The organism is Pantoea sp. Lij88, assembly GCF_030062155.1.
In the GTDB taxonomy this organism is placed as follows: domain Bacteria; phylum Pseudomonadota; class Gammaproteobacteria; order Enterobacterales; family Enterobacteriaceae; genus Pantoea.
Genome location: NZ_CP118268.1, coordinates 113,228 through 126,451, shown reverse-complemented (window position 1 = coordinate 126,451; position 13,224 = coordinate 113,228). Strand labels below are relative to the sequence as shown.

At 58.7% G+C, this 13,224-nt stretch carries 10 protein-coding genes; 8 read left to right on the top strand and 2 right to left on the bottom strand.

The annotated features are described in order from the left end of the window. Window positions 1–78: 78 nt before the first annotated feature. Together PU624_RS03700 and PU624_RS03695 are read left to right on the top strand one after the other, a co-directional pair. Entirely contained in the window at window positions 79–1,212 is a 1,134-nt protein-coding gene (locus tag PU624_RS03700; protein WP_283545206.1) for an efflux RND transporter periplasmic adaptor subunit, read from the top strand. Then, window positions 1,209–4,253 (top strand): efflux RND transporter permease subunit, encoded by a 3,045-nt coding sequence (locus PU624_RS03695; RefSeq protein WP_283545205.1) that lies wholly within the window; start codon window positions 1,209–1,211, stop codon window positions 4,251–4,253. Before PU624_RS03700 ends, PU624_RS03695 begins: the two co-directional genes overlap by 4 nt. Before the next feature lie 49 nt (window positions 4,254–4,302). On the opposite strand, the gene PU624_RS03690 is transcribed toward PU624_RS03695, so the two are convergent. Together PU624_RS03690 and PU624_RS03685 are read right to left on the bottom strand one after the other, a co-directional pair. Next, window positions 4,303–4,548: a hypothetical protein gene (locus PU624_RS03690; RefSeq protein WP_013356609.1), complete on the bottom strand. Its 246-nt coding sequence runs from the start codon at window positions 4,546–4,548 to the stop codon at window positions 4,303–4,305. Between the two features lie 72 nt (window positions 4,549–4,620). Next, window positions 4,621–5,526: a LysR family transcriptional regulator gene (locus PU624_RS03685; protein WP_283545204.1), complete on the bottom strand. Its 906-nt coding sequence runs from the start codon at window positions 5,524–5,526 to the stop codon at window positions 4,621–4,623. A 104-nt stretch (window positions 5,527–5,630) separates the two neighbouring features. Here PU624_RS03685 and budA point away from each other — a divergent pair, with 104 nt between their 5' ends. The 6 genes from budA to PU624_RS03655 all read left to right on the top strand — a co-directional run bounded on the left by budA (window position 5,631) and on the right by PU624_RS03655 (window position 13,215). Beyond that, the gene (budA, locus tag PU624_RS03680) at window positions 5,631–6,413 is read left to right on the top strand and encodes an acetolactate decarboxylase (RefSeq protein WP_283545203.1); all 783 of its coding nucleotides are present in this window, start codon (window positions 5,631–5,633) and stop codon (window positions 6,411–6,413) included. A gap of 14 nt (window positions 6,414–6,427) precedes the next feature. Further along, on the top strand, window positions 6,428–8,107 hold the full coding sequence (alsS, locus tag PU624_RS03675) for an acetolactate synthase AlsS (RefSeq protein ID WP_283545202.1): 1,680 nt from the start codon (window positions 6,428–6,430) through the stop codon (window positions 8,105–8,107). A 21-nt stretch (window positions 8,108–8,128) separates the two neighbouring features. Next, entirely contained in the window at window positions 8,129–8,902 is a 774-nt protein-coding gene (locus tag PU624_RS03670; protein WP_283545299.1) for a (S)-acetoin forming diacetyl reductase, read from the top strand. A 205-nt stretch (window positions 8,903–9,107) separates the two neighbouring features. Next, entirely contained in the window at window positions 9,108–10,559 is a 1,452-nt protein-coding gene (locus PU624_RS03665) for a flagellin N-terminal helical domain-containing protein (protein ID WP_283545201.1), read from the top strand. A gap of 338 nt (window positions 10,560–10,897) precedes the next feature. Continuing rightward, the gene (locus PU624_RS03660; protein WP_283545200.1) at window positions 10,898–12,211 is read left to right on the top strand and encodes a CitMHS family transporter; all 1,314 of its coding nucleotides are present in this window, start codon (window positions 10,898–10,900) and stop codon (window positions 12,209–12,211) included. Window positions 12,212–12,375: 164 nt separating this feature from the next. Further along, window positions 12,376–13,215, top strand: coding sequence for an MBL fold metallo-hydrolase (locus tag PU624_RS03655; protein ID WP_283545199.1), 840 nt, complete (start codon window positions 12,376–12,378; stop codon window positions 13,213–13,215). The last annotated feature ends 9 nt before the right edge of the window (window positions 13,216–13,224 follow it).

The following is a 13,224-nucleotide window of genomic DNA, read 5'->3' as shown; positions in this document are numbered from 1 at the left end:
CCATATCTTGATGGTTCATGGAACGTTTCTGGACACAAGCCGGGTTCAATGAGCACAACTCATTAAAGGAACCCGGTTATGACAGACTTCTTATCGGATGCTGCACGCCAGGTGTGGCGCCACCTCTTCAGTGTTCACGTCATTGCGCCGATCGTGTTCGTGCTCCTCGGCGTGTTCATTATGACCGGCTGCCGGGACAACAATAGTGCCCCGCCAGCCGCTCCGCTTCGCCCGGTTAAAACCGTGATTGCGCCGCCGCTCAGCAGTGATGCGTCGCGGGTGCTGACCGGCGAAATCCGGGCCCATGAAGAGGTCGCACTGGCCTTCAGGCTGGATGGACGCGTCGTGAGTCGTGCGGTTGAGCTGGGCGATCACGTCAGCGTCGGGCAACCGCTGGCCGCGCTGGAAAACGATCAGTCACGTAATCAGCTGAGTAGCGCACAGGCCGATCTCGACAGCGCCCGCGCCGCCGAGCGGGTCGCCGCGCTTAACCTCCACCGGATGCGGCTGCTGATGCCCGGCGGTGCCATCGCCCGCACCCAGCTGGATAGCGCCCAGGCGGACTGGCAGAGCGCGCAGTCACGCCGTCTCAGCAGCGAAGCGGCTCTGAAAAATGCCCAGGATAACCTCAGCTGGACTCAGCTGACGGCCCCCGCCGCAGGCCGTATCACCGCCATTTCGGTTCAGCCCGGTCAGGTGGTCAGCGCCGGGCAAAACGTGATGACGCTGGCCGCAGGGGATGCACGCGATGCGGTGTTTGACCTGACCACGCCTGCGCTTTTTCGACCAGACGACAGGACACCACTGAAGGTGACGCTGCTCGCCGATCCTGCTGTGCAGGCCAGCGGTACGGTGCGTGACATCAGCCCGCAGGCCGATCCGCAGACCCGTACGTGGCGGCTGCGTATCTCACTCAATCAGCCACCTGAGGCGATGGCACCCGGTGCCACCGTCATTGTCAGCCTTCCGGATGCGCAACCCCCTGTCATCGCCCTGCCCGCCAGCGCCCTGACCCGTTTCGCCGAAAAACCCGCGCTGCTGGTCGTTGATGCATCGTCACGTCTGCAGCTTCGTCCGGTGGTGCTGGCACGCTTTAACGCGCAGCAGATCTTTGTTACCGCCGGGATCCGACCTGGCGAGCGCATCGTCACCGCCGGTGTTGGCACCCTGCAGCCTGGCCAGAAAGTCGCACTGGCGCAGGAGGCACCATGAAAAAATCGACAGGCTTTAACCTCTCCGGCTGGGCGCTGGCGCATCAGCAACTGGTGATCTTTTTCATGCTGCTGGTGATGGCGGCGGGTGTGCTGAGCTATGAACGTCTGTCACGCAACGAAGACCCGGCGTTTACCATCAAAACGGCGGTGGTTTCGGCCCAATGGCCCGGCGCTGACGTGAACACCACGGTCCAACTGCTCACAGACGTGCTGGAACAGAAAGTGCAGGAGATCCCGTCGCTGGATGCGGTTGAGAGCGAAACCCGCGCCGGTCAGACGGTAATCTATGTCAACCTGCGCGATGACACGCCGCCGTCACAGGTGGCCGGCATCTGGTATCAACTGCGTAAAAAGATGCATGACGTTGCCCCTTCACTGCCACAGGGTGTACAGGGTCCGGCGGTTAATGACGAATTTGATGACACCTTCGGCACGATTTATGGCTTCACGGCAGATGGATTTTCGGCCAGAGAGCTGCGCGATCGGGTCGATAACCTGCGTCGCAGTCTGGCCAGTCTGCCCGACATCGGCAAAACCACGCTGCTGGGTGTTCAGGAGCAGCAGGTGGTTATCGCCTTTTCCCCGCGCAAGCTGAACGGTATGGGACTCGATTTACAGCAGGTCAGCGATGCTATCAAAGCGCAGAACGACGTAGTGCCTGCGGGCAGCCTGCGTACCGACCGCGAGAACATCGCGCTGCGGGTCAGTGGCACCCTGACCTCGGTCGACAGTCTGCAGGCGATAACCCTGCACATCGGCGAGCGTTTCATCCCGCTGACCGATCTGGCCACCATCAGCCTCCAGCCTGCTGAGCCTCCGGCTCCCACTTTTCGGGTTAACGGCGTTCCGGCTATCGGGCTGGCGATCTCCATGGCCGCCAGCGGCAACATGCTCGATTTTGGCAAACAGCTGAATGAGCGTATGCAGACACTGGCCGCGCAGTTACCGCACGGCATCACTATGACCCGCGTGGCCGACCAGTCTTCAGTAGTGAAAAACGCGGTCAGCGGCTTTGTCAGGATACTGGGCGAAGCGATCGTCATCGTATTAGCCGTCTCCTTTGTCTCGCTGGGGCTGCGTGCCGGTCTGGTGGTAGCGGCGGCCATCCCGCTGGTGCTGGCGATGACGTTTACCGGGATGTTGCTGGCAGGCATCGGACTTCAGCGCATCTCGCTTGGCGCACTGATTATCGCGCTTGGGTTGCTGGTGGATGACGCCATGATCACCGTCGAGGCGATGGTGGCGCGACTCGAAGCGGGCGACAGCAAGTGGCAGGCCGCGACATATGCGTTTAAAACGACCGCCTTTCCGATGCTGACCGGCACGCTGGTGATGATCGCCGGTTTCATCCCGGTCGGATTCGCCGCCTCCAGTGCCGGGGAATATTGCTACTCACTATTTGTGGTGATTACCCTGGCGCTGCTCTGCTCCTGGGTGGTCGCAATCATCTTCTCTCCGCTTACCGGCTGCTGGCTGCTCTCCCGCAAGCAAATCAAGGCCCACCAGCCGCCGGGCATACTGACGCGCAGCTATCATCGTCTGCTGGAGGTGATTCTGCGCAACCGGCTGGTGACGACTGGCGCGGCGCTGGCAGTGCTGCTGGTCAGCCTTTACGCCACGACCTTTATGCAGGGTGAATTTTTCCCGTCGTCAGATCGTCCCGAACTGCTGGTCAGCCTGACGTTACCCGCCAGCGCGGCTCAGGCTGAAACCATGCGCCGTACCGCACAGCTGGAACAGATGCTGCGTAATGACCGGGATGTGGCGAACTTCACCAGCTACGTGGGTTCAGGCGCGATACGCTTCTATCTGCCGATGGAGGTGCTGCTGGATAATGAAAATATCGCGCAGCTGGTGGTGGTGGCGAAAGATCTGGCGGCACGCGATCGGCTGCGCAACCGGCTGGAGCAGAAGCTGACAAAGGATTTCAGTGACATCACGACCCGGATATCGCCGCTGGAGCTGGGGCCACCGGTCGGCTGGCCGCTGAAATATCGCATCACCGGCCCGAACAATGACAAGGTCCGGCAGGCGGCCAGTCAGCTGGCGGCGCTGATCGCCCGCTCTCCGCTGACCCGTGAGGTCAATCTGACCGCCGGGGAACCAGAACGGGTCATGACGCTGGCGGTGAATCAGACGGCCGCCCGCGCCGCCGGGCTCTCATCCGACACCATCGCCACCGCGCTGAACACCCTGATGTCCGGCAGCGTGGTGACTACCCTGCGCGATCATAACCGGCTGATCGATGTGGTACTGCGCAGCAATGACGCGGAGCGGCAGAACACGGACACGCTGGAGGGATTGATGATCACCAATGCCAGCGGACAGAAGATTCCGTTGCGGCAGGTGGCGACGCTGAACTGGGGTGTGGATGATCCGGTGATCTGGCGACGTCAGCGACTCTCTTACATCACCGTGCAGACCGATATCGCACCCGGTGAGCGGGCCGAACAGGTCTCGCAACAGCTCGCCCCACGTGTCGCCGCGCTGCGCGCCTCATTGCCTGCCGGGTACGGTATTGAAGAAGGTGGCGTAGCGGCGGAGTCGGACAAAGGCAACGGTTCGGTGTTTGCCCTGCTGCCGGTGACGATCTGCGCCATGCTGGTCCTGCTGATGATTCAGCTGCAACGCTTCTCAGGCATGCTGCTGGCGCTGAGCATGGCCCCGTTTGGCCTGCCCGGCATCGTATCCGCGATGCTTCCGGCGGGAACACCGCTGGGGTTTGTGGCGCTGCTGGGGATCATTGCGCTGGCGGGGATCATCATCCGTAACGCAGTGATTATGATCAGTGAGGTGGATGCGAACAGCCGTGCTGGCCTGCCCGCAGGAGAAGCCATCCGGCAGGCCGCCCATCACCGTGCGCGTCCCATCCTGCTGACCGCATGCGCTGCGATCCTCGGTATGATCCCCATCGCCCACCAGGTATTCTGGGGGCCAATGGCGCTGGCGATTATTGGCGGTCTGGTCAGTGGAACGCTGGTCACGCTAACGGTGCTGCCTGCGGCATTAAGTCTGATGATGGAGCGCCGTTCAAAGTAAAACAACGCCCGGCGATCGTGGCTGAGAGCAGCGGGATCGCCGGGCGCATTCAGTTCATCACCTCGACCAGAATCAGTGGGCACTTTCTGACTTTGCACGCCTGACTGTAGGCCAGCGAGCAGACCGAACAGAGGTCGCGTACGTCAGACTGGTACTCATACTCCATGAAATAGCGGAACTGGCCGCCGGCCGAATCTGTTCTCCAGAATCGCTGCGGCTCCAGAATTTCATCCAGTTGCCTGAATGTCAGGGCTGACGGGTTGTGATACCCGACTCTTACGCGGTATGTAGTCATGCAGTGATTATTGGCATCCCGGCCCTGCCGCCGCCAGTTGGTTATTGTTTTCAGTACAATAGCTGGCGCTTATCAACCCGCTTTATCGGGTGCCGGAGGGTGTTCCGCCAGCAACGCCAGCAGATGAAGCACCGCTTTTGACGGGTGATGCCGACGCCAGGCAAAAGCCACGTCGGTAAACAGCGTGTTGTTTTCGATATCACAGAAGCTCACTTCGGGGTTATCAACGCAGCGCATCGACTCCGGCACCAGCGCAATTCCGCAGCCCGCCGCGACCATACCCAGTGATGTGGTGATCTGCGGCGCCTGCTGGAAGGTGTGGCGGGAAAAGCCGGCCCGCAGGCAGGCAGTGACAATCAGCTCATACAGGCTGGGCGAGACATCACGCGGGAAAATTATCAGGGTTTCATCCGCCAGCGCGGAGAGCGCCACGGTGGGCGTGCCGCTGAGGGGATGACTGCGCGGCAGCGCAATCAGCATCTTTTCGGTGGAGATGACGCGCAGATTAAACGCCTTGCTGCTTTCGCACGGCAGCCGGATAAAGGCAGCATCCAGCAATCCCTCCTGCAGATCCTGCATCAGCAGAGACATATTCTCTTCGCGGGTCAGCAAATCCATCGCCGGGTAACGCTCTTTAAACTGGCGGATCAGGGTGAAGATGCGCGGATTAAACGCCACCGAGCTGGCAAATCCCAGCGACAGCTGCCCGCTGATCCCGCGCGCAATACCACGTGCATTCTCCAGCGCCTGATCGGCCAGCTGCACAATCTGCCGGGCATCGGCCAGAAATGCTTCCCCCGCTTCCGTGAGTTCCACGCCACGCGTCAGCCGCTTCAGCAACGGTGTACCAATCTCCTGTTCCAGCCTGAGTATCTGCTGACTCAGCGGCGGCTGCGAAATTCCCAGCATTTCAGCAGCCCGGGTGAAGTGAAGCGTCTCGGCTACGGCAACAAAATAACGCAGATGGCGAAGTTCCATATCAAAAACGTCTCAAAGTTAACAGGTTTCGCTATTGGACCCACCGACTGAATCGGTTCACCATTAGGTTAACATGGCTTAACGGTTAAACGACGAGGCATCAAATGAGCAATTGTGTAACTGATTGTTCCTGTGAGGATCAATTAAAACATACTGTCTTAACGCTTTCCCAGGATGCACCAGAAAGCGTTATCTATCAGACCTCTTTAATGAGTGCATTGCTGAGCGGCGTCTACGATGGCAACGTCAGGATTGCCGACCTGCTGCGCAAAGGCGATTTCGGTCTGGGCACCTTTAACCGGCTGGATGGCGAGCTGATCGCGTTTGACAGCAAGGTCTATCAGTTGCACGCCGATGGCAGTGCGCATCCGGCCGATCCGGCGCAGAAAACCCCGTTTGCAGTGATGACCTTCTTTAAGCCACAACATCTGTTTGAGTTTGACCGGCCGATGTCGCGCGAGGAAATCCATCGGGTGATCGACAGCGAAATCACCTCCGATAACCAGTTCTGCGCGCTGCGCATCAGCGGTCGCTTCAGCCGCGTCGACACCCGCACCGTGCCGTGTCAGTGCCGCCCCTATCGCTCCATGCCGGAAGTGCTGGGCGATCAGCCGACCTTTTCCTTTAGTCAGCGCGCGGGCGAACTGATCGGATTCCGGACGCCGCAGTATATGCAGGGCATTAACGTGGCGGGCTATCACGAACATTTTATTACCGACGACCGCGAAGGCGGCGGCCACATTCTCGATTACGCGCTGGAACAGGGCACCCTGACTTTTGGTGCCATCAGCAAGCTGGTCGTGGATCTGCCGCAGGACAGTGACTTTCTCAATGCCGACCTGAACCCCGCCAATCTTGACGCCGCGATCCGTGCGGTAGAAAGCTAATCAGAGGAATGACGATGAAAAATCCAACCGATACCACGCTCTGGACCTGCGGCGCTGACCTGGTCGTTGCGCAGCTTGAGGCGCAGGGCGTCCAGCATGTCTTTGGCATCCCTGGCGCAAAAATCGATAAGGTTTTTGACTCGCTGCTGGACTCATCCATCCAGACCATCCCGGTTCGCCATGAAGCCAACGCCGCGTTTATGGCCGCAGCCGTTGGCCGCCTCACCGGCAACGCGGGCGTAGCGCTGGTCACCTCCGGACCGGGCTGCTCGAACCTGATTACCGGCATGGCCACCGCCACCAGCGAAGGCGATCCGGTGGTCGCCATCGGCGGCCAGGTGAAACGCTCCGACAGTGCCAAGCAGGTTCATCAGAGCATGGACACCGTTTCCATGTTTCGCCCGATCACCAAATATGCAGTTGAGGTGACCGATCCCTCTGCGCTGTCTGAATGCCTGTCGAATGCGTTTCGCCACGCCGAGCATGGCCGGGGCGGCGGTGCCTTTATCAGCCTGCCGCAGGATATTGTCGATCAGCCGGTGACCGGCAAAGCGCTAAGCAGCAAAGGCCGTCCGGTGCTGGGTGCCGCGCCTGATGCGATGATCGACGCGGTCAGCCAGGCGATTGCCGGGGCTAAAAATCCGGTCATCCTGCTGGGATTGATGGCAAGCCAGCCAGAGAACAGTGAAGCGATTCACGATCTGCTGACCCGCAGCCACATTCCGGTCACCAGCACCTACCAGGCTGCGGGCGCGGTCAGACAGGATCACTTCTCACGCTTCGCCGGGCGCGTCGGGCTGTTTAACAACCAGGCGGGCGACCGGCTGCTGCAACAGGCCGACCTGATCATCACCATCGGCTACAGCCCGGTGGAATATGAACCGGCGATGTGGAACAGCGGCAACGCAACCCTGATTCACATCGACGTGATACCTGCAGAGACCGACAACCGCTATCTGCCGGATGCCGAGCTGGTGGGCGATATCGCCGCCACGGTGCGTAAACTGGCTACGCGCATTTCCGCGCCGCTGCAGCTGACATCAGAAGCGGCCAGCATCCTCGAGGATCGTCAGCAGCAGCGCAAATTGCTGGCGATGCAGGGTGCCAGCCTCAATCAGTTTGCCCTGCATCCGCTGCGCATCGTGCGCGCTATGCAGGACATTATTAACAGCGACGTCAGCCTCACCGTCGATATGGGCAGTTTCCACATCTGGATCGCCCGCTATCTCTATAGCTTCCGCGCCCGCCAGATCATGATCTCCAACGGTCAGCAGACCATGGGCGTCGCGCTGCCGTGGGCGATTGGCGCCTGGCTGGTCGATCCGCAGCGAAAAGTGGTGTCGGTTTCAGGCGATGGCGGCTTCCTGCAGTCCAGCATGGAGCTGGAAACGGCCGTCCGCTTAAAAGCCAATATTCTGCACATCGTCTGGGTCGATAACGCCTACAACATGGTGGCGATGCAGGAAGAGAAAAAATATCACCGCGTCTCGGGCGTCAATTTTGGCCCGGTCGATTTCAAAGCCTACGCCGAAGCATTTGGGGCAGCGGGCTTTGCGGTGACCAGCGCGGCAGAGCTGGAGCCGACGCTGCGCAAAGCGATGGATGTTCAGGGTCCTGCGGTGGTGGCGGTGCCGGTTGATTACGCCGACAACCCGCTGCTGATGGGTCAGCTGCATCTGAGCCAGCTTCTTTAATTTCTCAAAAAGGACATCATGATGAAAAACAGAGTGGCATTTGTGACCGGCGCAGGCCAGGGCATTGGTGAAGCGATCGCCCTGCGCCTGGCAAAAGATGGGCTGTCGGTAGCGGTGGCCGATTTCAATCAGGAGACGGCGCGCCAGGTTGCGGAGAAGATTAATCAGCAGGGTGGTAAAGCGATTGCATTGAAAGTCGATGTCTCGCAGCGCGATCAGGTAATGGATGCCGTAGAAGAGGCGCGTCGCACGCTGGGCGGATTTGACGTCATCGTCAATAACGCCGGTATTGCACCTTCCACGCCGATTGCTGAGATCACCGAAGCGGTGGTCGACATGGTCTACAACGTCAATGTTAAAGGGGTCATCTGGGGCATGCAGGCCGCGATTAAAGCGTTTGCTGCTGAAGGACACGGCGGCAAAATCATCAACGCCTGTTCGCAGGCGGGTCACGTCGGCAATCCGGAGCTGGCGGTTTACAGCTCCAGTAAGTTTGCCGTGCGCGGCCTGACGCAGACCGCCGCGCGCGATCTGGCCCCGGCCGGTATTACGGTCAACGCCTTCTGCCCTGGCATTGTCAGAACGCCAATGTGGGAAGAGATTGACCGGCAGATTTCTGAAGCCGCCGGAAAACCGGCCGGATACGGCACTGAAGAATTTGCGAAACGCATTACGCTGGGACGTCTGTCTGAACCGGAAGATGTCGCCGCCTGCGTCGCTTATCTGGCCAGTCCCGACTCCGATTACATGACCGGTCAGTCACTGCTGATTGACGGCGGCATGGTCTTTAACTGATTTGCCCTCGCCTGCTGCGTTCCGGCGCAGCAGGTTCCTCTCCTGTTCGGATTTAAACATTAATTTTTTTTATCTTAAAAACAGTTAGCCATCAGCCTGTTGACCATTTAACCGCGCCAGCCCTGCGTTTTCGTCGCCGAAGAGATTAAAGCTGCTTATTATCCTGCCGATAAAACAGAGACTCCACTCCCTGTTCGAAGCGACCATGTTAACGATTAACCATAACGAACCCGCCGCCATTACGAACAAAACGCGGTACAGCACTGACTCTGTTCTGGGACGAACGGTTGAACGGTTATCATCAGGGATGCGGATTAACAGTGCGAAAGATGACGCGGCGGGTCAGGCCATTGCCAACCGCATGACGGCCAATATCAACGCCGATGCAGCGGTGGCGCGCGGCCTCAATGACGCCATCAGCTATTCCCAGACCGCCAGTGGCGGGCTTGGCAGCATCGTCGATCTTCTTATCCAGGCGCGCACGCTGTCGGTTCAGGCCGCCAACGGTACGCTGTCGGACGCGGATCGGCAGAGCGTCAACGGTGCCTATCAGCAGATTCTGGCAGGCATCAACGACATCGCTGACCACACTGAGATTTTCGGGCGTTATCCGCTGGCGACCAATAATCCCGATCTGCCACCGGCAAAACTGGGTAATGTTGATCCTATCAACACGAAGTTTCCGGTGCCGGGTAAGAATTACTCCTTTACCTCGGGTGTGATCCCGCTGGCCTATATTCCGGCAGGCTCAACATCGATAAGCATCACCATCGACTCGCTGGGTATGGATGACGATCTCCAGCTTTTTACCCGCGATGGTAAACATCTGGTCGGTACCCCGCTGGACGGCAGCGCGCCCGACTACACCTGGGCCAGTAAAGGCATTACGAATGCGGCGAGCGCGGATACCCGCCTGCTGACCAGCAATAACGGTTTTGATAATGGGGCGGCGTATGACAGTTCGCAGCTGCTCGAAGGCGGCCCGAGCTGGGCGCTGGCGGGCAGTAACAGCAGCACCTACAACGGCATGAACATCACCTATAGCGGTGACGGCGACCGTTATGAGGATGTTGCCAGCGGCGATTTCAATAACGGGACCATTACCAGTAACCGGCTTGAGCGCATCACGCTGGATACCGTAAACGAAGATTTGATTGTAGTGGTCGTGGGCAATGGCTCCTTCACCGGTAATCTGACCTGGGGATTGCTGCCGGAACCCAAAGGTATACCCGCCACGCCGCCACATGAGAGTCGCCCTCTGGAAGTGGTTACCAGCGCCGATTATGGTCAGCCCGTGCAGTCGGATAGCATCCCCGCTACGCCGTCAGACACCAAAACGCTGGGGCTGAATAACACCACGCTGCTGAACAGTGATGACATCTCCGGCACCATGAAGGCACTGGATAGCGCGCTGGCGAAAATCAGCAGTTATCAGTCGACCTATGGCGCGAAGATAAACCGCTACGAATCGAACCGTAATGTGCTGGCCCAGCAGGGCGTGGATACCTCAGCGGCTCGTAGCCGCATACAGGATGCGGACTATGCTGAAGAAGCCAGCCAGCTGGCACGCAACCAGATCATTCAGCAGGGCCAGACGGCCGTCAGCAAAATGGCGAACAAAACGCCTGAAATGATTATCCAGCTGTTAGGCAATTAATACCTTTAACCGGCTGAGCATCCTGCCTCAGCCGTTTATCCTGTTTCTGTCGCATCCAGCCCACCTGATTCAGCCCCCTGCTGGCCCGACATCCCCGGTTACACTTCGTCACCCTTTGATCCCAGTCACACAATCTCGTTTAAGATTCGTTTAAAGATGATCGTGATCACTCTTCTTTGTTAAAGAAATGCTAAATCCTGACAACAATTTAATATCATCCTTCAGTGCAGGGTTAATTAAAACAACAGGTTAATCGTTACCATGCTAAGTAATAACCTGAATTTTCCTGGCTTTTCGTAACCTTTTCATTACTTTTACGCCATGCGAGGGCTGTTATTTTGCTGACAATACTGGGTTTTACGATGGTCGTTTGCTTCATGTATTTAATCATGACCAAACGCATGTCAGCCTTGATTGCGCTGATCCTGATACCCACCATCTTTGCGCTGATTGGGGGTTTTTACGCAGGGCTGGGTGACATGATGCTGGATGGCGTCAAAAAGCTGGCGCCTACCGGCGTGATGCTGACCTTCTCCATTCTCTACTTCGGTCTGATGATCGATGCCGGCCTGTTTGACCCGCTGGTGCGCTTTATTCTCCGGATGGTGCGCGGCGATCCCCTGAAAGTGCTGGTCGGAACGGCGATACTGACGCTACTGGTCTCACTGGATGGTGACAGCTCGACCACTTACATGATTGCTATCGCCGCGTTCCTGCCGCTCTATCACCGGCTGGGCATGAACGTGCTGATGATGACCTGTCTGGTCAACCTCGCCAGCGGCATCATGAACCTCTCCCCCTGGGGCGGCCCGACGGCCCGTGCAGCGGCGGCCCTGCGCATTGACGCACTGGACATCTTTATACCGATGCTGCCAGCCATGTTCTTTGCCTGCGTCAGCCTGGTGGCGATGGCGGTGCTGTTTGGCCTGCGTGAGCGTAAGCGGTTAGGCGTAATGACCATGAAAGATCACCATCTCGACAACATTGAGCTGGGTCTGGGCGATGCCGAAGAGTGCGCCGCCAACCGTCGTCCGAAGATGTTCTGGCCTAACTTCATCCTGACCACCGTGCTGCTGGTGCTGCTGGTGATTGGTTTAATGCCGATTCAGATCCTGTTTATGCTGGCGTTCGCGATTGCTGTGATGCTCAACTATCCGACGCTGGAGGAGCAGAAAGCCCGCATCAGCTCCCATGCCGGTAACGTGCTGGCGGTCACCGCGCTGATTTTTGCCGCCGGTATTTTCACCGGTATCCTCTCCGGCACCGGCATGGTGGATGCAATGGCGAAGAGTCTGCTGGCAGTGATCCCGCACAGCTTCGGGCCGTACCTGGCGGTATTCACCGCGCTGGTCAGCCTGCCATTCACCTTCTTCATGTCGAATGATGCGTTCTACTTTGGCATCCTGCCGGTTATCGCTCAGACGGCGGCCAGCTATGGCATTACTGCCGAAGAGATCGCCCGCGCTTCAATTGTTGGTCAGCCTTTCCACCTGCTGAGCCCGCTGGTGCCGTCGGTCTACCTGCTGGTGGGACTGGCGAAGGTCGATATCGGCGACCACCAGCGCTTTGCGATCAAGTGGGGGATTCTGGTCAGTCTGGTGCTGATGGCGGGCGGTCTGCTGACCGGTGCTTTCCCGCTGTTTCACAGTTAACCCTCTGCTTTCTGGCGGATAACCGGCTTTTTTGCCCGGTTATCCGCTTCACCGCTTCGCCTGTTGTTACAACCCTCTCTACACTCTATAGCCATGCTGATAAGTAGCACGCCGGACAGACGCGCGCTACGCGGCACTTTTGCCGAAGAGACTATGGAGGCCCGATGAAAATTCACCATCTTAACTGTGGCTGTATGTGCCCGATGGGCGGCGCATTCTACGATGGATTCAGTAAAGGCCTGAAGGCGCATCTGGTGTGTCACTGCCTGCTGATAGAGACAGACCGGAGCGGGCTGGTGCTGGTGGATACCGGCTTTGGTTGTCAGGATATTCATACGCCCGGCAGTCGCCTGTCCGGCTTTTTCCGGGCGCTGAATAACATTCAGCGCCGCAGCGAGCTCACTGCCCTGTCACAGATAAGGGCGCTGGGTTTCCGGGCTGATGATGTGCGGCATATTATTCTGACTCATCTCGATTTTGATCACGCGGGCGGACTGACCGATTTTCCGCAGGCGCGCATCCATCTGATGCAGCAGGAGGTTGATACCGCCCACCAGCGTCATAGCTGGCTGTCGCGCGAGCGCTATCGTCCCGGACAATGGGGGGGTATCAGCAACTGGGAGACCTATCAGCCGCAGGGTGAAAAGTGGTTTGGTTTCGAGGCGGTTAACGGCCTGCGTGACCTACCGCCGGAGATTTTACTGGTGCCGCTGGCGGGCCATACGCCGGGCCATGCAGGCATTGCCATTCAGCAACCCGAGGGCTGGCTGCTGCACGGCGGCGATGCCTGGTTCTACCGCGGCGAAATGCGGCAACCGACGCGGCACTGCACGCCAGGACTGCGCTTTTACCAGTGGATGATGGCGATGGACAACGAGGCCAGGCGCCACAACCAGCAGCGACTCCGTGAACTCTCCTGCCAGCGCGGCGGCGAAATCACCTTTTTCTGCAGTCACGATGCGCGCGAGCTGGATGCGTTGCAGGTTAATGCGCCGCTGCGCTGATGAGTTCAA

Excerpts from the sequence above, each read along its gene's own strand:
- PU624_RS03700 (WP_283545206.1), top strand. The coding sequence starts at position 79 with ATGACAGACTTCTTATCGGATGCTGCACGCCAGGTGTGGCGCCACCTC.
- PU624_RS03695 (WP_283545205.1), top strand. The coding sequence starts at position 1,209 with ATGAAAAAATCGACAGGCTTTAACCTCTCCGGCTGGGCGCTGGCGCAT.
- PU624_RS03690 (WP_013356609.1), bottom strand. The coding sequence starts at position 4,548 with ATGACTACATACCGCGTAAGAGTCGGGTATCACAACCCGTCAGCCCTG.
- PU624_RS03685 (WP_283545204.1), bottom strand. The coding sequence starts at position 5,526 with ATGGAACTTCGCCATCTGCGTTATTTTGTTGCCGTAGCCGAGACGCTT.
- budA (WP_283545203.1), top strand. The coding sequence starts at position 5,631 with ATGAGCAATTGTGTAACTGATTGTTCCTGTGAGGATCAATTAAAACAT.
- alsS (WP_283545202.1), top strand. The coding sequence starts at position 6,428 with ATGAAAAATCCAACCGATACCACGCTCTGGACCTGCGGCGCTGACCTG.
- PU624_RS03670 (WP_283545299.1), top strand. The coding sequence starts at position 8,129 with ATGAAAAACAGAGTGGCATTTGTGACCGGCGCAGGCCAGGGCATTGGT.
- PU624_RS03665 (WP_283545201.1), top strand. The coding sequence starts at position 9,108 with ATGTTAACGATTAACCATAACGAACCCGCCGCCATTACGAACAAAACG.
- PU624_RS03655 (WP_283545199.1), top strand. The coding sequence starts at position 12,376 with ATGAAAATTCACCATCTTAACTGTGGCTGTATGTGCCCGATGGGCGGC.